Genomic DNA, 22,802 nt, shown 5'->3' on the forward strand with positions numbered 1-22,802 from the left:
AGCCACCCTTGCTGTGCAGGATGGCTCTTCTCATATTTTTTATACTTTGCTGTACTTATCGTTTGCGGCCCAGCTTTATGTTGGCCTTGCTTTCCTCGCCGGCAATCAGGCGGTTAATGTTCTTGCGGTGCGTGAGCACCACCACCGCGAAAAGTATAAACCCGAAAATGATGAGGATCGGGTTTTCGGGGTGGAAACGCGGCACCAACAGCAACAGCATCGGAAAGGCCAGCGCCGCGATCATAGAGCCCAGCGAAACATACTTGGACGTGAACAGCACCACCACAAAAATGGCAATGCACATCAGGGCCACCACCGGCTCAATGGCAAGCATCATGCCCAGCAGCGTAGCCACGCCTTTGCCGCCCTTAAAGTTCTCGTATACCGGGAAAATATGCCCCAGTACGCCAATAGCTCCGTAAATCAGTTGGAAAACGATCAGCTGCTCGGGCTCAATAGCATTGAAGATCACTAAGAAACCTGCCAGCGAGGTGGCCGTCCAGCCTTTAAAGATATCGAGCAGCATTACCACTGTACCCGGCTTCTTGCCCAGCACCCGAAAGGTGTTGGTGGCACCGGAGTTGCCGCTGCCATGCTGCCGAATGTCAATGCCATAGTATGCCTTTCCTATCCAAACGGCGGAGCAAATAGAGCCGATCAGATAAGCCACTACGGCAAATACAGCTATAAGCAAAATATTCATACTTGTATGGTTTTAACCGGGAGTGTTCCTTCCGCAAGCTCATCCCAAATGCCGACCGGCACCCGTTTTGAGAAGCGAAAACGAGCCCAAATATAGCTAATTCTTAATTCACAGCATAGTGTTTGGGCGCTCCTTTAACCTATACGCACTGTTTAGGGTTCCTGGTTATCTCAGTATATATCGGATTCCTCTTCTTCGTTTTTCTTCTTCTTACGCTTACGCTCCTTTTTGCCGCCGTCTTCGTCAGAAATGAAGTCGAAGTTGCCGGTCGGCTCGTTCACCACCTGCTCGGTTGCGGCCTGAAAGCCTTGCTTGCCGCCCAGGTAGGTATTCTGGAAATAGTTCAGGAACTCGTTCTTCTCGATCGGGGCTGCCTCGTAGATGCCAAAGCTGCCGCCGGAGCCGCGCCCGCCTTTAGACTTGGAGCGCACTTCTTTGTTAAACTTATCATCCGAAGAGGTAAGGCTGAGGCCATTCTGAAAGAAGCTGTAGTAGTACCAGGTATACGGGTCGGCCTGCAGGTACAGGTTTACCACCGGTTCGCCGTTCATGTCCTGCTTCAGCTCCAGGTAACCGTCCATTACCGAGTTGATGTCTTCTTTCATACTGCTGGCCAAACTCAGGCCGCCCACACTGTACCAGGCTTTCTGCTCGTTAGACCAGCGCAGGTCCACGTTGTTCAGCACCAGGCTTCGCTGCAGCTTTTTAGACAGCTCCGGAAGCGGCACATGCTCTACGGCAACCATTTCTTTGTACCTGCGCACTTCGCGGTCTCCGATAAACTCACCCAGTTTGTAAAGCATGCTCTCATCTGAGTTGTTTATCCCCGACACGCCCACGGCGTTACCCCGCAGGTTGCCGGCCATCGCCTCTAGCGCTTTCGTTGGCATGTCCATATCCAGTACCAGAAACGTGTTGAGCTTGTACCTGCTGCTGTCCACATTGGCGTCGCCGCTGCCCGATGCCTCCACCGCAAAGCCCTTCACGGGCTTTACCAGGTTCAGCTTTCCTTCAAAATGGATGGTGTTGGAGGCCTCGTTGTAGCGCAGCACGTTTCCTTCGTAGGCATCACCGTAGGCACGCTCTTCGCGGCCCATCTTAAATTCGCCGCTCTCTTTGTCGTAAGACAACAGGCCATCCACCGTAAACAAGTCCAGGTCTTCCTCCGCCTGCTTCCGCGACACGAAAGTGTTGTACAGCTTACCGGATCCGGTAGACACGTGCAAGCCCGTGTGCAGCGGCGAACCGTCCGCGGCTTTGGGCTTCAGGATCGGGATGCGCACATTGTTCGGGTCAAGCGTGTCTTTCTTGTAAGGGAACCAGTCTGAGTCGGCCGGGTTGCCGGTAAAGTTAAGCTTCACCTCCCCGTCAAAGTCCATGGTAGCCAGCGGTGCCTGCATCATCACCTTGCCGCGGTAAAGTATGCGCGGGAAGATGTAAAATGGCGTTGCTTCCTCCATGTTGGCTGTGGCAAAAGTATAGACCGGCTTCTTTTTTTCCTGCGGATTGCCATACACAAAGTCTGCAAAGCGCAGCTGGAAAGAGTCGCCGGCGGCATTGTAGTAGTCATGCACGGCATCGCCTTTAAACGCCAGCCGGGATTCGACCTCGATGTTGCCGTTGTAGAGCTTGTGGTACTGCTGCACAGAGTCGGCCAGGATGGTGGCATTGCGCAGGGTGCGCATGCTGGCTCCCGCCATAATAGCCACATTCCCGCTGTCTGGCACTATGTACGTATCGGCCACGGCAATGTGCGGCACCCCGGTTGCGTGCAGGGTGTTGTCCTGCAGGCTAAACTCGCCTCCCTCTGCCATAAACTTCAGGCCTTCCTGCTCCGGGCTCATGGAGTAGAACCAGTTCTTGCCGCCGTTTTTGTCGGCTTGCAGGCTTACCTTTTTCTGGTTCATGTCCCAGCGGGCGCTGCTCATGGATGTTTTGTACTGCGTTTTCGGGAACTCCATACTTGCCGCGCCTGTCTGCTCCGCCTCAAAGTCTACCAGGCCGGTGGTCATGTCGTAAGTAAAGGCCACGTCCTGCGCTTTTACCGCCGGGGTTCCCTCCACATCCGACTTCACAAGCATCTGGGCGTTGTTTCCGCTAAAGCTGCGCTGCCCAAACCGGAACTTCGGGGAAGTTACATTGGCCACCTCGTTATCCAGCACACCACTGCCATATAAACCTCCCGGCGAGAGCTTGGCCACACCTTTCAACGTATAGCCTTCTTTGTATACTTTCATCGGCTCCTCGGTGGTTTGCAAGTACATGGTGTCGGCCTGCGGCTGCCAGTTCATGTTAAAATTCTTGAGCGAGGCTACCGGGTAGGCGGTTCCGCCCACGGTGGATTCTGCGATGGTTACTTCGGTTCCTCCTTTGGCCACAGCACCGTTTTTGTAGAACGTATACTCCGGCGCCTGCAGCGTAGCCGACAGGTAGGTTATCTTTCCTTTGCTTTGGATGCCCGCAGAACTCATCATAATAGTATCGTGAACCATACCTTTGCCTCCGTAAGCAGGCAAGCCATTGGCAGGCGGCTGGTAGTAGAAGCCCAGGGTCTCATCAGGCATCATCTGCAGCTTTGCCTTTATAGGTGGGAAAATACCGCCTGAGTTAAAGGTGCCGTCAAAAGACACCACCTGCTTGCCTGAGCTCAGGCTGTCGAGCTTAAACGGCGGCATATCGAAGTATACGGTGCTGTCGTAAGCCCCACCCGCCACATCCGGACGGGCAAAGGCCATCTGCGCACCGGCCACGGCATCGAATTTAGGGTACTCGGCCAGGTACTTCTCCCCTGATTTATTGTTGGGCTTGTTGATGTAAAGCTTGCCCGACAAGTTGCCACCTTTGTTGCTCGTAAGCAACTGCTCCGAGCCTTTGTTCTGCCGGCCCCTGCGCCCCCCCGACACCAGCGCAATGGTATCCAGCTTGGCCAGGTCGATGGCAAACTCATCGTAGTTAAACCTGAACTCTGTGCCGCGCAGGGCTAGGCGGCTGGCGTATACTTGCCCGTCAAACTCAATGTCGCGGTTTTTCAGGATGTGCACCTCCTCGCGGCGCGGCAGGATGTATACGCTGGAAGTATCGTTGTTAAACGTGATGCGGTTTACACCGCGCACCGTCAGCTTGTTATCGTCCAGGTTTAGCGTGGCGTTGCGGCCAGACGGCACCACTGATTTAATGACGATGTGGTCGTAATCGTTTTGGTCGCGGGAGGCGCCCACGTAGTGCCAGGCTTTGTTCTTGAGTTGGATGTACCCGGAGGCAGGGTCATAGTCCAGGTAGCTTTGGTACGACATAGCCTCGGCGGCCTCCCGGATGGCTTTCTCGTTAAGGCGGGTGGCACGGGCCACGTCTGCGGCATAAAACGAGCTGGACTTCGCCTTGGCGGCATACCCAATCAGCACCTGCAGCGGGTGGAACGGCGCAATGCCCACCAACTGCTGGTAGCGCACGTTAGAATAATAGTCCGTGGACTCCAGCTGCACCGGAATCAGGGTCTTGGTATTGAGGATGGAGAACTCAATCTCCGGCTGGTTCAGGTTCCAGTGTATCCGCTCTGCGGTAATTTCCAGGTTATGGTAAGAGTCGTAGAACGGGGTGCGGGCATACGGCCCTTTATCCTTGGTCAGAGTCAGGTTTTGGTTCGTGCGGGCGTAGCGCAGCTGCATGGCCGGGTGCGTCAGCGAGTCCTGCCCCTGGTATATGGCTACCGTAGCGCGGTTTGCCAGCACCAGCGAGTCCTCAAAAGTATAGTTGCGGGCCATGGTACGGAACCGGCGCTTGCCCTGGTGCGACACCACCAGCTGCGACAGGCTGCCATCCAGCGGGCGGCTGCCAATAACGTTACCTGTCAGCGAGAAGCCACCAGTGTAGGCCATGTCGGCGCCCAGGTTGTTGAGGCGGGCATCGCTGGTAAAAGAGGTAAATTTAGGGTAAGGGTAATTGCCGTTTTTGCGCTTGCTGCTCATCCACTCCAAGGCACCGTCTACGGGCGCAGCCAGCACGGCCGGATACGACACTTTCACGTCCGGCGCCTTGAACCCGGCAAAGCTCGTGCTGAAGCTATACTTGTTAAGCTCAGCCTTTGCCGGCTCCCCCTTCACTTCCCAGTTAAAGTTGCCGCCTTCGCCCACTAACAGGTTCTGCGTCAGCATCAGCTGCCCGGAGGTGCTTTGGATGGCTGCCGAGTCCCAGGGGGTCACGAACACTAAGGCCACGTTTTCCAGCTTCAGCACCGGACCGGAGACCTTGGGCATGGCAGGTATAAACTGCCGCTTCAGGCTCTCCTTGCGCTTCTGCTCGTTCTTCTGCTTATCTTCTTTTTTAGGTTGCGGAGCAATGGTTCCCCAGCCGTCGTCTACCCAAGCCTCGTCTGTCGTCTCGGTGCTGCTTTCCTGCTCGCCCCAGGCTCCTCCGCCCCAGGCATCTTCCGCTGGCTCCTCTGCTGCTTTGCTGGCGCCTTCATAGGCAAAGCTGTAGCTGCCTCCGTTGGCACGCAGGCTATAGTAAGCGTTCCGGAACAGCTGGTTCTGCTGCATAAACAAACTCGTAGTCCGCAGAAACTGCTCCAGGCTTTTGGTATCCTCCTGCTTCACCGTTTTGGCCGTCACCTCCAACAGGTTGTCCAGCTTAGCGCCTGCCAGGCTCTGCTTTTTAACGCCTGCCGTGAGGGTGGTAAAGAAATCCACGAAGTGCGGGCTGGTGCGCATGCGCTTGCGGTACATGTTTTGGGCAATGTCCACGACTTCCTTCTGCTGCCGGGCAGTAAGTTTTCCGCTGTTCCATACTTCTTCCAGGTCGGCAGAGAGCGCTTCGGCATTCTCCGCCTTGCCATTCAGCAGCATGGCCTTCGCGTCTTCCAAAAACTTCTCAGGCTCACCAGAAAGCTTGGTCTGCTGCGCCTGCACCGTTAGAACCGATAAAAAAAAGAGAAGGGGTAAAAGTTGTTTCATAAAAGGTGGCAGTTGGATGATTGGATAATATACTTTTATGCTTTACTGCGCCCTGAAAACGGCCGAAACCCAGTTGTTCTTCACCCGGTGCGACACGTACGTCAGGCCCAGTTCCTCGCAGCGCTGCTGTATCATGGGCAGGTCCTCGGTATAGAAGCCGCTTAGCAGCAGCCAGCCCTGCGGTTTCAGCACAGCCCTGTAAGCGGGCATGTCTTCTAAAAGAACGTTTCGGTTGATGTTGGCTAGTATAACATCGAAAGGTTTTTCTCCCGTAATTGTCTCAGCGCCACCGAGTCGAACGTCTATACTGGCGTATCCGTTCAGCTCAGCGTTCTCGCGGGCGTTCTCTACGGTCCAGTCCTCAATCTCCACCGCCACGATCTCCGATGCCCCCAACTCGCCGGCCATGATGGCCAGAATGCCGGTGCCGCAGCCCATGTCCAGCACGCGCTTGCCCTGGTGGTCCAGCGTCAGCTGGTTCTCGATCATGAGCGTAGTGGTTTCGTGGTGGCCCGTGCCAAACGACATCTTCGGGTTGATGACGACGTTATACTTGGCATTTTCAGGCTTTTCATGGAAAGAGGCACGCACAGACACCTCGCCGCCGATAAACAGCGGCTCGAAGTTGCGCTCCCACTCCTCGTTCCAGTTCTGGCGCTCGATTTTCTGCACCGTATACTCCACCTGCACAAAGTCGGCGTAGCGGGCAAACAGCTCCTCCAGCTCCTGCTGGCTATACTTGTCTTCTTCGATGTAGGCGCTAAAGCCGTCTTCCGTCTCTACAAAGGCGTCAAAACCCAGCTCTCCCAGCTCGGCTGTCAGTATGTCCGCAAAGTCTGCGTCTACTTTTAAGGTTACTTCTATAAAATCCATGGTAAAAATTATTCTCGGCAAGTGGCAAAAGCGCGCGCATCGGTAAAATGCACGGTAAAATCGGCTTAGTAGCGCTGGTCCGTCACATACAGCACATGGTCGGCAAAGGCTTTGTTCGGCGTCAGGTACCAAACGGCAGGCGCGTCGGCAAACAGCTTGTTGCTCTCGCGGTACACTACCATATCGGCAAAGGCCTCCTCCTCGCCCAGGTATACTACCCGCGAGGCAGTTGTCTTGTACACGGGGTTACGCTCCAGGTAAACAGACCCGTATACCTGGCAGTGGTTGCGCGCTACTTCTGCAGCAGGAGCAGCGTGCTCGTACGGCAACAGCAACATCCAAAGTATAAACAGCGCCTGCATCATATTAATTTGTTAAAATATAGGCAAGATACAAAAAAAGGTCGCCAATCCAGCAGACCAGCGACCTCTTTAACAATTTCTTATTGTATTTTAGATGGATTTGATCACATCCGTAAAATCTCTTGATTTCAGGGAGGCTCCTCCGATCAAACCTCCGTCCACGTCGGCCTGCGAGAACAGCTCCTGCGCGTTTTTCGGGTTGCAGCTGCCGCCGTACAGGATGCTGCAGTTGTAGGCTGCCTCGGCATCGAACATACGGGACAGCTGTTCGCGGATGTACTCGTGCATTTCCTGCGCCTGCTGGCTGCTGGCGGTGCGGCCCGTGCCAATTGCCCAGATCGGCTCATAGGCGATCACCACCTGGTCGAACTCCTCGTTGCTCAGGTAAGAGAGGCTGTCGTGCAGCTGCTTGCCCACATACTCAAAGTGGCGGTCGGCATCGCGCTCCTCCAGTGGCTCGCCGCAGCAGAAGATAGGCTTCATGCCGTGGGCAATGGTGGCTTTCATTTTCTGGTACAGCGTCTGGGCATCTTCGTGGTGGTAAAGGCGGCGCTCGCTGTGCCCGATGATCACGTACTCCACGCCAACAGACTTCAGCATGGCAGCCGACACCTCGCCGGTGTAGGCACCGCTCTCGTGCTCGCTCACGTTCTGCGCGGCCAGGTGCATTTTATCATTGCCCTGCACCAGTTTGCCCACGCTTTGCAGGAACGGGAACGGCGGCGCCACCACCACGGCCACCTCGCCACTCACCTCGTCCTTCACCATATTATCAATCTCCGATACCAGCGACAGCGCCTCCTCGGCGGTTTTATTCATTTTCCAGTTGCCTGCGACAATTTTCTTTCTCATGTTTTATACTTTGTTGATGATCAATATGCTTGGTTTAACAGCCACAGCTGCTTTACGGCAAGATAGTAAAATATGGTATACCCGCCTTATTTTATACTATGCTTCCGATAACCCGAGGAGGGATCAGGCAGCCGGCTATTGCGAACTATACTGCTATTCCTCCAAAAATCCGCTGCTTTTTGCGTACCTTTGCAGGCTAATTTTAGATTTGAATGCCTGATTATCATATTCATACTTTACCTAACGGAATACGGGTTGTACACAAGCAGGTGCTGCACACCAAGATAGCGCACAGCGGCTTTGTGATGGACATTGGCAGCCGCGACGAGCTGCCGCAGGAGCAGGGCCTGGCCCACTTCTGGGAGCACATGGCCTTTAAAGGCACCCAAAAGCGCAAATCCTTCCATATCCTGAATCGCCTGGAGACAGTGGGCGGCGAGCTGAACGCCTATACCACTAAAGAGAAGATATGCTTCTACAGCTCCGTGCTGGATAAGCACTTTGAGAAGTCGTTTGAGCTGCTCACGGATATCACGTTCCGTTCTGTTTTCCCGGAGAAGGAGATCGAGAAAGAGCGCGGCGTGATTCTGGAGGAGATGGCCATGTACCTGGACACGCCGGAGGAAGCCATTGTGGATGAGTTTGACGCCGTGGTGTTTGACGGGCACCCGCTGGGCAACAACATCCTAGGCACCAAAGAAAGCGTGTCCGGTTTCCAGAAGCAGGATTTCCTGGATTTTCTGGACCGCAACCTGAGCACCGATGCACTGGTGTTCTGCTCCGTGAGCAACCTGCCGTTCGAGAAGGTGGTGAAGCTGGCCGAGAAGTACCTCAGCGACATTCCAAGTATAAAAAAGCACCGCGAGCGTGTGCCTTTCACCGGCTATACGCCCAAGGCTGTCACCATCGAGAAACCGATCTCGCAGGCGCACTGCGTCATCGGCTGCCCGGCCTATGCCCTGGCCGACGACCGCCGCATCCCGTTTTTTATGCTGAACAACCTGCTGGGCGGCCCTGGCATGAACTCCCGCCTGAACCTGGCCGTGCGCGAGAAGCACGGGCTGGTGTATACCATCGACTCCAACTACGCCACTTATATTGATACCGGCCTGCTGAGCATCTACTTCGGCACGGAGAAGAAACAGCTCAAGCGCACCACCTCGCTGGTGATGAAGGAACTGAAGAAGCTGCGCGAAAAACAACTCGGCTCGCTGCAACTGCACACCGCCAAAGAACAGCTAATGGGGCAGCTGGCCATGGCCGAGGAGAGCAACATGGGCCTGATGATGATGCTGGGCAAAAGCGTCCTGGACCAGGGCAAGGCAGAGTCGCTGAACGAGATTTTCGACAAGATCAAAAGTATAGAGGCCCACGACCTGATGGATATCGCCAACGACGTGCTGCGCGAGGAGAACCTGAGCATCCTGAATTATGTGCCGAGTTAATGGTTAAATTGCTGCATTGTTAAATTGTTTGTTGTTGATTGTTTATAGTTTGGAGCTTATCCTTTATTATGCAGCCGCTCTAGCTGAAGAAACAATTAGCAATTAACAACCATCAATCAACAATCTAAGACTATGGAATTTATAGACGAAGAACTGCTGCGCTACTCCGAGGACCATACGTCGCCGGAGAGTGAGCTACTGCACAAGATAAACCGCCAGACGCACCTGAGCGTGATGAAGCCGCGCATGCTGTCGGGGCACCTGCAGGGGCGGCTGCTGAGCATGTACTCTAAAATGATACAGCCAAAGCAGATCCTGGAGATCGGCACCTACACCGGCTACTCGGCGCTGTGCATGGCCGAGGGCCTGCAGCCGGGCGGCACCCTGCACACCGTGGATATAAACGAGGAGTTGGAGGAGCGCGTGCGGGGCTACTTCGAGGAATCCGGCTACGGTGAGCAGATGAAGCTGTACATCGGCAATGCGCTGGAAATCGTGCCCACCCTTGATGTTGCCTTTGACTTGGTGTTCATCGATGCCGACAAGATCAACTATACCCGCTACTATGAGATGGTGGTGGATAAAGTGCGCCCCGGCGGCTACATCATCGCCGACAACGTGCTCTGGAGCGGCAAGGTGCTGGAGAAGTACCGCAAAAAGCTGGATGAGGACACCAAGGCCGTAATGGACTTTAACCTGCACGTGCACCAGGATGAGCGCGTAGAGAACCTCCTGCTGCCGGTGCGCGACGGCCTGATGATCGCCCGAAAAAAATAAAAGTATCAGGAGAGGCGCCGCCCGGAGCTTCTCCTTTTTTCTTGCCTTGCCCTAACCCGCTATACTTCTGCAGCTTAGCCTTCACCCCTGCTCTTTTGGGTAAAATTCTGCACTTTTCTTTCCCTAAAAAATAATGCAGGAACTTCGCGTATCGTTTTAGAATACGAAGCTTTTTGCGTTAATTTTGCATTAGCTATATTCGATTCTGAACGCATTAACATATAGTCATTTAACTATAGTTAACTCAACAGAAAGTAGAACCTCCTTTTCACAGTTAATCAAACTTAAGCGTCTCTCGCCATGAGAAAACCCTTTACCAGTCTTCTTCTCCTTCTGCTGCTGCCGATGCTTGCCCTGGCTCAGGCCGTAAAAGTGCCCAATAACATTTATTTTGCCGATATCCACCTGAAGGTTTCTGACAGGGCCCAGGCCGAGATACAGAAAAAGGTAGATGCCCTGCAGCGCAGCCAGTTATACTTTCAGATGAAGGTGGATTTGGCCGATGCCTACTTTCCGGTGATTGAGCGCGTTTTTAAGGAAGAAGGCGTGCCAGACGATTTTAAGTACCTGGCCCTGCAGGAAAGCGGACTGATCGGCGATGCGGTGTCTACCTCGAACGCCGTGGGCTACTGGCAGTTTAAGCGGGAGGCCGCCCTGGACTTTAACCTGCGCATGGACCGCGTGGTGGACGAGCGCCGCCACATTGTGGAGGCCAGCCGTGGCGCGGCCAAGTACTTTAAGCGCAGCAACACCTATTATAATAACTGGCTCAACTCCCTGCTGTCGTACTACCTGGGCTATACCGGCGCCAAGGCGTATACCAAGCCCTCCGACAACGGAACCTCTAAAATGGACATCACGGAGAAGACGAATGAGTACGTGCTGACGTTTCTGGCGCATAAAGTAGCCTACGATGCCTTTGTAGGCAAAACTACGCCGCCGGCGGTGTCGCTGCGCGAGCTGCGGGCTACCCCGGGCCAAAGCCTCTCGGAAATTGCCCTGGCCACCAAAACCGATTACAGCGAGCTGGAGAAGTATAACAAGTGGCTGCTGGGAAACTCCATTCCCTCCGACAAAGATTATTATGTGCTGATTCCGGTGCGCAACGGCAGCGATGAGAACCTGATGGCCTCTGTTAAAAACAGCAAGCCGACCCTGCCGCGCCAAAACAACAATAGCAAAGTCGCTGCCGCCCTGGTGAAGCGTAACAACCTGAACGCCCTGGTGGCCCGCGAAGGCGATACCAAAGACAAACTGGCGCTGCAGGCAGGCATCTCCACCCGCAGGTTCCTGAAGTATAACGACATGCGCAGCTTCGACAAGATTGAGCCGGGCACTGCCTACTACATAGAGCCTAAGCGCACTACAGCCGACGCTGAGTTCCACGTGGTGCAGCCCGGTGAGACCATGCAGATGATCTCGCAGCACTATGGCCTGCGCCTGGGCTGGCTGCTGTTCAAGAACCGCATGAAGCGCAACGAGGTGCCCGTGCCGGGCCGTGTGCTGTGGCTGCAGAAACGCCGCCCAAGCCACACGCCTGTGGAAGTGCGCGATCCGGACAAAGCAAGTATAGCAGCTGCCGGCAACAAGTATGAGCCCGTGGCCGCAGAAGCCTCGCCGGCCCCTAAAAAAGAGAACTTCTTCACCCGCCTCATCAACAAGCTAAAAGGCACTACGCAAGCCCCTGCCGAGGAGGCCGAGGAAGAAACCGTTGCCACCGCACCTCCTGCAGAAGAAGTGGTTTATGAGGAAGAGACAGCGCCAGAAGCTGCTCCGGATAATGAAAGCACCACAGAAAAGAACACAACCCTATACCCTGGCACACCTAAAACGGAGCCAGCAGCAGTAGAAGCACCTTCAGAAGAGATAGCGGAACAGACAGAAGAGGAGCCGGAGCTAGAGCAAGCCCCTGCCGTAGAAACAGACCCTTTTGTGACAGAAGAAACGGAGACGGAAGAGGCCCCGGCAACAGTAGCGACATCTGCACCTGCCGAGGAGCCAACCGCTGCCAAAGAGCCTGTTCTGCCAACGCTGCCCGCAGCAAAGCCTACCACGCACGTCGTGAAGCAAGGCGAAACGCTGTATGGCATCTCCAGAATGTATGCCGTGACTATAGATGACCTGGTGAACTGGAACAAGCTGGGAGAGGAGCCACTGAAACTAGGACAGGAACTCTTGATCGCCGAGCCGCTGCAGCAGCCTGAAGAAACTGAAGCACCTGCCACAGCGCCAGGCACCGGCAGTGAGTTCCATACCGTGGCCGCCGGCGAAACGCTGTACCAGATCTCTAAAACATATAATGTATCGGTGGACCAGTTGCGCCAGTGGAACAGCCTGCAAGGCAGCAGCCTGAGCCTAGGTCAGGAGTTGCGGGTAAAGGCCCCTGCCACCGCTCCTCGGCCGGCTACGAAGGCAAGCACCAACAACTCCGGCGGCACCATCTACCACACCGTGGCTACCGGCGAGAGCATGTACCAGATCTCGCGCAAGTATAATGTTACCATCAAAGACATTATGGAATGGAACAACAAGCCAGATTTCTCGGTAAGCGTGGGCGAAAAGCTGGAGATCCGGAAGAAGTGATTTTGGTTGTTGGTTGTTGGAAGCAAGTATGAAGGGAGCCGCAACTACTGACCGGACAGCCATAGACGCATAAAGTATAAAAGCCGCACATAAAGCCGGCTTTTATACTTTATGCGCCAATACACACCTACTGCTCTTCCTGGGCGGTGGTGAGACCGGAGGCCGCCTGCAGGCCGGTGGCAATTTCGGGCACAATGCCCATGCGCTCGTAAATGGGCTGCACCATACGCCGCAGCTTTGGCAAGTTTACGGCAAAGGGAATAATGCTCAGGCAACACAGGAACCCGCACCCTGCCAAGGTATACCCTACCCCCACCTGCTCTGCCACGGAGCCTGCCAGCATACTGCCCACCGGGGCCATGCCCATAAAAGCCGTAGAGTAAAAGCTCATTACCCGCCCGCGTTTGTCATCCTCCACCAGCGTTTGCAGCAGCGTGTTGCACGAGGCCATGGTCACGATCATCCCAAAACCGGTAAACAGCATCAGCAACAGCGAGAGTGTCAACACCTCAGAAAAAGAAAAGGCGATCAGGGCCAGACCGAACAGCGACATCGTGAAAATGATTATCCTGCCCAGGCCAAGCACCGACTTGCGTTGCGCCAGAAACAATGCGCCGCTTAAGGCGCCCAAGCCCGACGCCCCCATCAGGTAGCCGAGCGTATTGGCCCCACCATGCAATATATCGCGGGCAAAAACCGGCAGCAGCACCGTAAACGGCATCCCGAACAGGCTTAGCAGCGCCACGATCATGATCAGGGCCCGGATGGGCGGAAAGCCAAATGCGTACTGAAACCCTTCCTGCAACGACTGCCATACTTTGCGCTCCTGCTGCACCCGCTCAAAAGGCTTCAGCCGCATCAGCAGCAACGACCCAATAACGGCAATATAGCTGACGGCATTGATCAAAATGCACATGCCCTCCCCCACTGCTGCGATCAGGAGGCCGGCGATGGTTGGGCCCACCAGGCGCGCCATGTTAAACATAGAGGAATTCAGGGCGATGGCGTTGCTCAGGTTCTCCCGCTTTTCCACCATCTCCACCACAAAGGCCTGCCGCGTAGAAATATCAAACCCGTTGATGACGCCCAGAAAAGCGCTCAAAGACAGCACATGCCAGATTTCTATGGTTTCGGTGAGCACCAGCACAGCCAGCGTGGAAGCCTGCACCATCGAGAGCGTCTGCGTGACGATCAGCACCTTGTGGCGGTTAAACTTATCGGCCAGTACCCCGGCAAACGGCCCAAGTATAAACGAAGGAATCTGGCTGGAGAAGGTAACGGCACCCAGCAGGAACACAGAGTCGGTGAGGCGGTACACCAGCCAGCTCAGGGCGATCTGCTGCATCCAGGTGCCGATCAGCGAAATCCCCTGCCCTATAAAAAACAACCTATAGTTACGCGAGCTCAGCGCCCGAAACATGCCACTCAATTTCTCTACTGCTGCCATAGTTTATACTTGCCGCTGCATTTTGCGCAGCACAGGCTTATACGTACGTGTGCTTCAAGTTTAAGAGTTATTTTTAGATACGGGATCTCCCGCCGTCCAAAAGCGCTTTCATGCTGCCAATCTTTGGTGCAGCGGGGGACTAATTCCGTGTTATTTTTGTTACAGCTGAGGCCGCTTTTGGTTTGGGAGCTGGCCCGTTTTTCTGTAATTTTAACATCCCGAAAATGACTTGGGCTGCACCAATTATAAAGTATAGATTAGTGTTTTAAGGTGGAAAGTAAGTATGCTTTTCAATAATTTCAAAAGGCTAGGAAGTTTATAAAAGTCAAATTGGTAAAGTAGCACCTGGAGCTGATTTCCAGGTTAAGAGTCATTTTTAATTCATAATTTTCAATTTCTAATACATAGAGATTTGCCTGTTTTTTCGCATTTACACACCCATACACAGTACTCGCTGCTCGACGGCCAGGCCAGCATCAGCGCGCTCATGAAAAAAGCGCAGGCCGATGGTATGCCCGCCGTTGCCATGACCGACCACGGAAACATGTTTGCCGCCTTCAATTTCGTGAACGAGGCCAACAAGTATAACGTGAAGCCGATCGTGGGCTGCGAGTTTTACCTGGTAACGGACCGCCATCAGAAAACCTTCAGCAAGGAGGTAAAGGATGTGCGTCACCACCAGCTGCTGCTGGCCAAAGACCAGGAAGGCTATCAGAACCTGGCCAAGCTTTGCTCCATGTCCTACATCGAGGGCATGTACAGCAAGTGGCCGCGCATTGATAAGGAGCTGCTGCTGAAGTATAGTAAAGGCCTGATTGCCACCAGCTGCTGTATTGGTGCCGAGGTACCGCAGGCCATACTTTGGAAGAGCGAGGAAGAGGCTGAGGAGATCTTTAAGTGGTGGCTCGATGTGTTCGGCGAGGACTACTATGTGGAGCTGCAGCGCCACGGCCTGATGAACATCGACGGCACCGGCAAGAGCCAGGAGGACGTGAACCAGGTACTGCTGAAGTTTGCAGCAAAGTATAACGTAAAGGTTATCTGCACCAACGACTCCCACTACGTAGACCAGGATGACTGGAACGCCCACGACATATTGCTCTGCGTAAACACCGGCGAGGACCAATCTACCCCGGTTGGTGACTTTACGACAAAATATTACCGCTTCCTGTCAGATGACCAGAAGGTGATTTACGACACCGTAGAGAACGTGCGTCAGAAGTATGGCCACCAATCAGGCGTGCGTCAGATGCTGAATCGTATCGACGAGGCGGGCCCGAAAACGCGTTTTGGTTTCCCAAACGACCAGTTCTACTTTAAGACGCAGGCCGAGATGAACGAGCTGTTCAAGGATGTGCCGGAGTCGGTGGACCACACGAACGAAATTGTAGACAAGATCACGCCGCCGAAGCTGAAGCGCGATATCCTGCTGCCTAACTTCCCGATTCCGCCGGAGCACGCCGGCCCGGATGCTTACCTGCGCCACCTCACGTATGAGGGAGCCAGGAAACGCTATACTGAGATTACGCCGGAGATAGAGGAACGCCTGGACTATGAGCTGCGCATCGTGGAGACCATGGGCTTTGCCGGTTATTTTTTGATCGTGCAGGACTTTATTAACCGCGGCCGCGACATGGGTGTGTTTGTGGGGCCGGGCCGTGGTTCGGCAGCTGGTTCTGCGGTGGCCTACTGCATTGGAATCACTAACATCGACCCGATCAAGTATAACCTGCTGTTCGAGCGATTCCTGAACCCGGAGCGTGTATCCATGCCCGATATTGATATTGACTTTGACGACGTAAACCGCCAGCGCGTGATCGACTACGTGGTGGACAAGTACGGGAAAACGCAGGTGGCCCAGATCATCACCTTCGGTACCATGGCTGCCAAATCGTCTATCAAGGACGTGGCGCGTTCGACTTCCTTGCCTTTGGCCGAGGCCAACGAACTGGCGAAGATGGTACCGGATACCCCGGGCACAACCTTGGCCAAGGCATTCATGGAAAACCTGGACCTGGCCGCCATCCGCGAGGGCGATGACCATCGTGCCGCCGTACTGAAGCTGGCAGAAAAGCTGGAGGGCTCGGTGCGAAATACCGGCATCCACGCGGCGGGTGTCATCATCGCACCGGACGATATAACCAACTATATCCCGGTATCAACCTCTAAAGACGCCGACCTGCTGGTAACGCAGTTTGACGGTAAGGTGATCGAGAGTGCGGGCATGCTGAAGATGGACTTCCTGGGCCTGAAGACTCTCACCATCATCAAAGACGCCATGGAACTGATCAAAAAGAACCACGGCGTTGAGATTGATATCGATAACATTCCGATAGACGACGAGAAGACCTACCAGCTTTACCAGCGCGGCGACACCATCGGAACGTTCCAGTTTGAGTCGGAGGGTATGCGCATGTACCTCAAGGACCTGCAGCCGACCAACATTGAAGACCTGATCGCCATGAACGCCCTTTACCGTCCGGGCCCGATGCAGTTCATCCCGAACTTCATTAACCGGAAGCATGGGAAAGAGGAAGTGGAATATCCGCACGAGCTGCTGGAGCCGATCCTGAACTACTCTTACGGCATCATGGTGTACCAGGAGCAGATCATGCAGACGGCCCAGATACTGGCAGGTTACTCGCTGGGTGGTGCCGACTTGCTGCGCCGCGCCATGGGTAAGAAGGACATGAAAAAGATGGCCGAGGAGCGTGAGAAATTCATTGCCGGAGCCGCCGAGATTCATAAAATTCCTGCAAAGAAGGCCTCTGAGGTGTTCGACGTGATGGAGAAGTTCGCCCAGTACGGCTTCAACCGCTCCCACTCCGCTGCTTATTCGGTGGTGGCCTACCAAACAGGTTACCTGAAGGCGCACTACCCTGCCGAGTACATGGCCGCGGTGCTTACTAACAACATGAACGACATCAAAAAGGTGACGTTCTTTATTGAGGAGGCCCGCAAGCAAGGCGTGGAAGTACTTGGGCCGGACGTGAACGAATCCTTGCTCAAGTTCAACGTGAACGACCAGGGGCAGATCCGTTTCGGTTTGGGTGCGATAAAAGGTACCGGTGAAGCTGCTGTGGAGGCAATCATCTCCGAAAGAGAAAAGAACGGGCTGTACCAGGATATCTTTGACTTTGCCAAGCGCATTAACCTGCGTGCCGTGAACAAGAAGACCTTCGAAAGTATGGCTTTGGCCGGCTGCTTCGACTCATGGGAGCTGTACCACCGTGCCCAGTTGATCGAGATTCCGGAAGGCGAAAGTATGAGTGTGCTGGAGAAGGCCGTGCGCTATGGCAACAGCTATCAGGCAGAGCAGCAGGCGGCACAGCAGTCGCTGTTTGGCGGTAGTGCCGCGGTGGCCGCTCCATTGCCAAAGATTCCGGAAGTGCCGGTATGGACGCAGGCCGAGATGCTTCGCCGTGAGAAGGAGGTAGTAGGTTTCTACATGTCGGGTCACCCGCTGGATCAGTTTAAGCTGGAGATAGATTCTTATTGCACCTGCGGACTTTCCAATATCGAAGAGTATAAAAACCGTGATGTGAACGTGGCGGGTATCGTGACCGATGTGGTGATACGCACGGCCAAGAACGGTAACCCGTTTGCCCTATTCACGATTGAAGACTACGACACATCTATGCAGATGGCGCTGTTCGGGGAGGATTACGTGAAGTTCTCGCCTTACCTGAAGATGGGCTTGTATCTGTTCATCCGGGGCAAAGTGCAGCTGCGCTACAAATCGGAAGACCAATGGGAACTGAAACCGCAGAACATCCAGCTGCTCGGCGATGTGCTGGACAAAATGGCGCAGGGCGTGCAACTCAACATCAACCTGCAGCACTTCACGCCAAACCTGGCTGAGGCCTTGGAAGGCGCTATTGTAGCCAGCGCCGGCCAGAAACGCCTGGAGATCACGCTGCACGTGCCGGAGGAGAAACTGGCCTTGCCAACTTACTCCCGCAAGTATAGAATCGACCCGAAGCTGTTCCTGACTTCGATTAAGGATATGGGATTGGGTGAGTGTAAGCTGATTTAATTTGAAGATTTGGAGGTGAGGAGATGTGGAAATGCATCTGCTCATCTGTTAAAGTATAGGACGAGGTATGCTGCTGTGGTGGCATATCTCGTTTTCGTTTTGCCTTTACTTACTCTGCTCTTTCGGATCTGCTCTTTCGGACTTCCTAGTCCGAAAGAGCAGATCCGAAAGAGCAAATTAATTGTTGAGGTATAAAGCTGCTATGAGCCTCAAAAACAGACTCATACCCGGCGGTTTATACTTTCTCACAATGACAGTAGTGGATTGGGTTGATATCTTTACTCGTCCAGTCTACAAACATATCCTTGTGGATGCCCTTAAATTCTGCCAGGAGAAGAAAGGCCTGCGACTTCATGCATGGATATTGATGAGTAACCATTTGCACCTGATCGCATCAACGGTAGAGGACAAAAATCTCTCTGACATCCTGCGGGACTTTAAGCAGTTTACCAGCCGCAAAATAGTTGCTACCATACAGGATGAGCCGGAGAGCCGCAGGCAATGGCTATTGCACCGCTTTGAGTTTAATGCTAAGCTCAACCCAAAAGTACGCCATTACAAAGTATGGCAGGATGGCAATGAGGCAAAAGAGCTCATCAGCAACACTTTTATAGACCAAAAGCTAAATTACCTACATCAAAACCCGGTGCGGGCGGAGTGGGTGAACGAGCCGGAGCATTACCGTTACAGCTCGGCCAACAACTACGCCGGAAACTGCGGACTGCTGCAGGTGGAGCTGTTAGAGTGATTCGATTTTCCTGCCCTTCTTAGCTCTTACTGCCATACCTCTTCTTGCCTTCTCCTCAGCATCTTCCATTACAGTATCTCCGCTTACACCTATTTCCTCCTACATTTCTTAGCCCACATTTGCATCTGAAACTTTTATTTACAACATTTGTTTATACAAACGTATAGTATCTAACGCGGGTATCTGTCGTAAGTATAACAAAAGCAGGGGTTTCCTGTTGTTGCTAGTGTTAAACCCGACAGCTTGGCAGGCTGCAGAAGTTTGGTGCCGAATTTGCCAGACCTGTTATTGTTATTATATTTAACCATTGAAATAAACACAACAAACCGATAATCTTATGGCTAACAAAGCAATAGAAATCACAGACGCTAATTTTGATGAAATCATCAATTCTGATAAACCAGTACTGGTAGACTTTTGGGCAGAGTGGTGCGGTCCATGCCGCATGGTAGGCCCGATTGTAGAAGAGCTTGCCGGCGAGTATGAAGGCAAAGCTGTGATTGGTAAAGTAGACGTGGATGCTAACCCACAAACCTCAGCTAAATTCGGTATCCGCAGCATCCCAACTCTGCTGGTATTCAAAAACGGCGAGGTGGTAGACAAGCAGGTAGGCGCAGTGCCTAAAAACGTGCTGTCTCAGAAGCTGGAAGCTCAGATGGCTTAAGCAATACTGCAACTATAAATGTATAAAAGCGGCTCCTTCTGCAGAGGGAGCCGCTTTTCGTTTTGTATATCAACAATAACAGCAACTTACTTCACCGATACTTCTAGGCGCACCATCAGGTTCTGATAAAACGCTTCGCTTTCGCCTTTTACCTTTCGCGGGTAAAGCTGTATCCAAACCGGGTCTTCCGTCATAAAACGGTATACATAAAACGGGCAGGTGTCGCACTCATTCGTCATTCCGACAAAGGGCCCGCTGTCTTGCCTGGTAGATTGCGGCCAGCTCACGGCCGCAAAAACACCTTGCTCAGGCAGCACCAGGTTATATGCTGAAATATCCAGCCAATGCCAGTAAGTATTATTCTTAGGTCGAAACTCCAGCGGTGATGGCAGAAGCGGCACGCCGGGCAAACCGGCTGAGTCTACGCTGTAAAGGTATACCTGTAATTTATTGGGTCTCCTGAATAGGTCCGGCGCCGCACGCTTGTGGTAGATGTAAACGCCTATTTTATCTATAAAGCCCTCTCTTCCGTTGGCGGGAATATGGTAGGCTGTCTGGTAAAGCGGGTAATCCTTGCTGCCGCCGTGGCCATAGTCGGCTCTTTTTTGCTTTGTGCCCAGCACTTCCTTCCGCAGGTTCGGCCGCACCACCACCTCCTTCAGCTTCACGTCCTGCGCATAGCTGCCCATACTTATCAGCAGTAACAGTACCAGCCATGTTGCCCTTTGTGTCATACGCTTGCAGGGATTAACTAAGTACAAAGAAAAGGGATATTTCCCAAACCCACTACCTTTAGTAACAACCTAAAGCAGATTACTGTTTACGCTTCATCGTCCTTTTTAAGGATGACGCTGATCTTGCCGCTGCGCTCCAAGTAGGCATGTTTGATGCGGTCTGTGCCAACATGGCTGCCAGCGCTACGGATAGCCTCTCTCAGGTCGTTTTGGGTTACGCTGCTTTCCTCCATGGCCTGCTTCTGTAGCTCGCCGTCTTTAACAAGTGCCTTGGATCTGCCTTTAATAAAAGTACCCAGCCCGAAATCAGTATGAAAAGCGAAAGAGGCCAGCAGCTTATGCAGCATCACTAGCACAAAGGCGGCGGCTATGGTGGGCCAGAAGGGGGCGTTGCCGGTAATGGCACGGCTTAGAATGGAGCCATAGATAATGCCCAGCACAATGTCGAAGGCGGAGTTTTTACCGAAGATGCGGTGGTTGCCTATGCGAATGATGAACAGGGCGGCGAAAAAAACGCCCACTGCCCTGGCAGACATTTGCCACCAGGTAAGGGTGTTGTCGTGGATGCCGAAGATGAACTCAAAATACTCGCCCATGCTCTGAAAACGCAGGCCACCGGAGGAGGGTTATACCTGCTGCTAACCGGCCTCGTCGCAGCTGCAAAGGCCTTTATCCAGCGTATACAGCACCTCGAAGTTCTTCTCCACCTCCTGCACCTGGTGCTGCAGGCGGGCATTATACTCCAGCACCTTGTCCAGGCGCTCCTCGCTCAGCTCCACTTTGTTCATCGCGTCCAGCATCTGTATGGATTTGCCTAGCTCGGCGTTTTTCTCGTGCATACGGCTGATGTACTGGTCCAGCGCGTCGTCTGTAGTAGCCGAGGCCGTTTGCAGGTTGTTCTCGATGCACAGCTGGCGCTTGAGGAACTTAAACACCGTGGCCTCTGCATGTTGGTTGAGCTCTTCTTTTTTCTTCAGGGCCTGCTTTAGCTTAAAGCTGTCGTAGCGCTTGTTGTAGTCGGTAATCACTTCGCGCACCTTTTCGCGGCAGGCCTGGCACTTGCTGGCACTGGCTTTCTCCAGCAGGGCGTTGCGCTGCGGCATGGTTTCGTCGTTGGCCTCGGTACTGCCCAGGCGCTGCACGTCTTTCTGAAACACCTCGGCATACTGCTGCTCTTCCAGCTTCTGGGTAAGGCGCACAATGGCTTCCCCCTCCACCGAGGCGGTTAGCACTTCCGGCTTTGGCAACTCGATGGCATGCAGCCTGGCCAGGGCAGCCTCGCGTTTCTCCGGCGTGTTCCAGGACTTCGGATCGTTCTCCAGCTCGCGCAGCGTGTTCACCAGCATTTTCCCGTTTTTCAGGTTATGGTCTCCCTCTAGGTATAAGTCGGCGTTGGTAAGTATGTTCTCATACTCTTTCCGGAAGATGTTCTGGTAGGTGCTGTTCTTGGCGAACTCTTTTTGGCGGGCATCAAAAATGCCTTTCAGGCGCTTATACTCCTGCACAATCCCGAACAGGTTCTTGGCGTTTATATCGGCGCTGTTGTTGCGGTAGTTCAGCCGGTAGGTGTTCAGGTTTTGTTTCATATCGGCAAAAGAGCGTAGATACTCTATAAAGAGCTTCTCCTGCCGGTAAGTCTCGTCGTTTATCAGCTGCTGCTCATAGGCTGCCTGTATCTTCTGTTTCCGCTTCTCGATCAGGTCCAGGGTTATTTCGTCGCCTGTCAGCACATCCATCTTGTACAGCGACTTATAGTTGGCCACCACCATGTAAGGATAGTCTTTGTAGCCGGTCATTTCCTCTAGCTGGCGGCGGTCCAGCTTGTTCGGGTTCTTCTGCAGGTAGTCCGCAAGCTTTACTGTTTTTATGTCCACCTTCTTCACATCGTTCGGCACAAATACATAAATGCGCACCGAGTGCAGGCGCGTGTCAAAGTCCTGGCCCTCGTAGAGGCGGATGGTGGAGCTGAACTTATACTCCTTGCGGCTGGCCCTGGCGTTGAGCAGGTTTCCGAACTCCCCCACCAACGACAGCACAGCCCCCGAAGGCGTGGTAAGCTTGGAGATGGCCATCAGCTGGTTTGCCACTAGGTTAAATACCTGATCGCTTTGGCCGTTGGTAATGGCCTTGGCATTGATTACCGCATCAATGTTGTTGTTGGCAGAGCCAAGGGGCATTTTATCGATAATGCGTACTACCTCCTGGTGGTCGCTTACCTGGGTTTTGTAGTCGTTCCGGTCCTGCTCCACTGCAAAATTATAGAGCGGGTATACAATGTCGTCGTTGCCGAAAACCTTCATGTTTTTCAGCTGCGCCGTAATCATGAGGTACTCCAGCACGTTGCCATACTTCTTCTTAGGCTTGCGCCTGCCTGTCTCCAGCTCGTTCAGTACGCGCGTAAATTTATTGCCGTTAAAAAGGTAAATATCCGTAGAAAGGTACTGCCATTCATCCGAAAACTCGAAATCATCGTTGTAACTATACCCAAGGCGGGTCTCGATGGTGCGTTGAGCAAAAACTGCCTGCTGGCAAACAAGAAGGGCTAGTAGGGCTAAAAGTATTTTTCTCATAAACTCGTCGTGTCTTGGGCGGTGGAGCAAAAAAGCCGCCGCACAAACTGAAACCACTA

General features: G+C 53.5%; 15 protein-coding genes. 6 read left to right on the top strand and 9 right to left on the bottom strand.

Annotation, left to right across the window (positions count from 1 at the left end; translation table 11 throughout):
- Positions 1–55 precede the first annotated feature (55 nt).
- The 5 genes from plsY to tpiA all read right to left on the bottom strand — a co-directional run bounded on the left by plsY (position 56) and on the right by tpiA (position 7,739).
- Complete coding sequence (gene plsY, locus FJM65_RS03630; protein WP_140619564.1) at positions 56–703, bottom strand: glycerol-3-phosphate 1-O-acyltransferase PlsY; 648 nt, start codon at positions 701–703, stop codon at positions 56–58.
- Positions 704–873: 170 nt separating this feature from the next.
- Positions 874–5,652 (bottom strand): hypothetical protein, encoded by a 4,779-nt coding sequence (locus FJM65_RS03635; RefSeq protein WP_140619566.1) that lies wholly within the window; start codon positions 5,650–5,652, stop codon positions 874–876.
- 42 nt (positions 5,653–5,694) lie between these two features.
- Positions 5,695–6,525: a 50S ribosomal protein L11 methyltransferase gene (gene prmA, locus FJM65_RS03640; RefSeq protein ID WP_140619568.1), complete on the bottom strand. Its 831-nt coding sequence runs from the start codon at positions 6,523–6,525 to the stop codon at positions 5,695–5,697.
- A 65-nt stretch (positions 6,526–6,590) separates the two neighbouring features.
- A complete protein-coding gene (locus FJM65_RS03645; RefSeq protein ID WP_239022810.1) occupies positions 6,591–6,890 on the bottom strand; it encodes a hypothetical protein in 300 nt (99 codons plus the stop codon).
- An 87-nt stretch (positions 6,891–6,977) separates the two neighbouring features.
- Positions 6,978–7,739 carry a triose-phosphate isomerase gene (gene tpiA, locus FJM65_RS03650; RefSeq protein WP_140619571.1) on the bottom strand — a complete coding sequence of 254 codons (762 nt, stop codon included), beginning with the start codon at positions 7,737–7,739 and terminating at the stop codon, positions 6,978–6,980.
- Between the two features lie 212 nt (positions 7,740–7,951).
- On the opposite strand from tpiA, the gene FJM65_RS03655 reads away from it, so the two are divergent.
- From FJM65_RS03655 to FJM65_RS03665, 3 genes are all read left to right on the top strand, one after another.
- Positions 7,952–9,184 carry a M16 family metallopeptidase gene (locus FJM65_RS03655; protein ID WP_140619573.1) on the top strand — a complete coding sequence of 411 codons (1,233 nt, stop codon included), beginning with the start codon at positions 7,952–7,954 and terminating at the stop codon, positions 9,182–9,184.
- 132 nt (positions 9,185–9,316) lie between these two features.
- Positions 9,317–9,961: an O-methyltransferase gene (locus FJM65_RS03660; RefSeq protein ID WP_140619575.1), complete on the top strand. Its 645-nt coding sequence runs from the start codon at positions 9,317–9,319 to the stop codon at positions 9,959–9,961.
- Between the two features lie 300 nt (positions 9,962–10,261).
- Positions 10,262–12,544 carry a LysM peptidoglycan-binding domain-containing protein gene (locus FJM65_RS03665; protein ID WP_140619577.1) on the top strand — a complete coding sequence of 761 codons (2,283 nt, stop codon included), beginning with the start codon at positions 10,262–10,264 and terminating at the stop codon, positions 12,542–12,544.
- 127 nt (positions 12,545–12,671) lie between these two features.
- Here FJM65_RS03665 and FJM65_RS03670 read toward each other — a convergent pair whose 3' ends face one another.
- Positions 12,672–13,991 carry an MFS transporter gene (locus tag FJM65_RS03670; protein WP_219855948.1) on the bottom strand — a complete coding sequence of 440 codons (1,320 nt, stop codon included), beginning with the start codon at positions 13,989–13,991 and terminating at the stop codon, positions 12,672–12,674.
- 412 nt (positions 13,992–14,403) lie between these two features.
- On the opposite strand from FJM65_RS03670, the gene dnaE reads away from it, so the two are divergent.
- The 3 genes from dnaE (at position 14,404) to trxA (ending at position 19,439) form a co-directional block, all read left to right on the top strand.
- Positions 14,404–18,027, top strand: a complete 3,624-nt coding sequence (gene dnaE, locus FJM65_RS03675) for a DNA polymerase III subunit alpha (protein WP_140619579.1) — start codon at positions 14,404–14,406, stop codon at positions 18,025–18,027.
- Positions 18,028–18,229: 202 nt separating this feature from the next.
- Positions 18,230–18,775: an REP-associated tyrosine transposase gene (locus FJM65_RS03680; RefSeq protein ID WP_140619581.1), complete on the top strand. Its 546-nt coding sequence runs from the start codon at positions 18,230–18,232 to the stop codon at positions 18,773–18,775.
- Positions 18,776–19,112: 337 nt separating this feature from the next.
- The gene (gene trxA / locus FJM65_RS03685; RefSeq protein ID WP_140619583.1) at positions 19,113–19,439 is read left to right on the top strand and encodes a thioredoxin; all 327 of its coding nucleotides are present in this window, start codon (positions 19,113–19,115) and stop codon (positions 19,437–19,439) included.
- A gap of 86 nt (positions 19,440–19,525) precedes the next feature.
- On the opposite strand, the gene FJM65_RS03690 is transcribed toward trxA, so the two are convergent.
- The 3 genes from FJM65_RS03690 to FJM65_RS03700 all read right to left on the bottom strand — a co-directional run bounded on the left by FJM65_RS03690 (position 19,526) and on the right by FJM65_RS03700 (position 22,743).
- Positions 19,526–20,173, bottom strand: coding sequence for a hypothetical protein (locus FJM65_RS03690; RefSeq protein WP_140619585.1), 648 nt, complete (start codon positions 20,171–20,173; stop codon positions 19,526–19,528).
- 86 nt (positions 20,174–20,259) lie between these two features.
- On the bottom strand, positions 20,260–20,769 hold the full coding sequence (locus FJM65_RS03695) for a DUF421 domain-containing protein (RefSeq protein WP_239022811.1): 510 nt from the start codon (positions 20,767–20,769) through the stop codon (positions 20,260–20,262).
- Positions 20,770–20,811: 42 nt separating this feature from the next.
- Positions 20,812–22,743 (bottom strand): hypothetical protein, encoded by a 1,932-nt coding sequence (locus FJM65_RS03700; protein WP_140619587.1) that lies wholly within the window; start codon positions 22,741–22,743, stop codon positions 20,812–20,814.
- Positions 22,744–22,802: the final 59 nt, after the last annotated feature.

Origin of the sequence: Pontibacter mangrovi (assembly GCF_006385705.1) — a bacterium.
Lineage (GTDB): Bacteria > Bacteroidota > Bacteroidia > Cytophagales > Hymenobacteraceae > Pontibacter > Pontibacter mangrovi.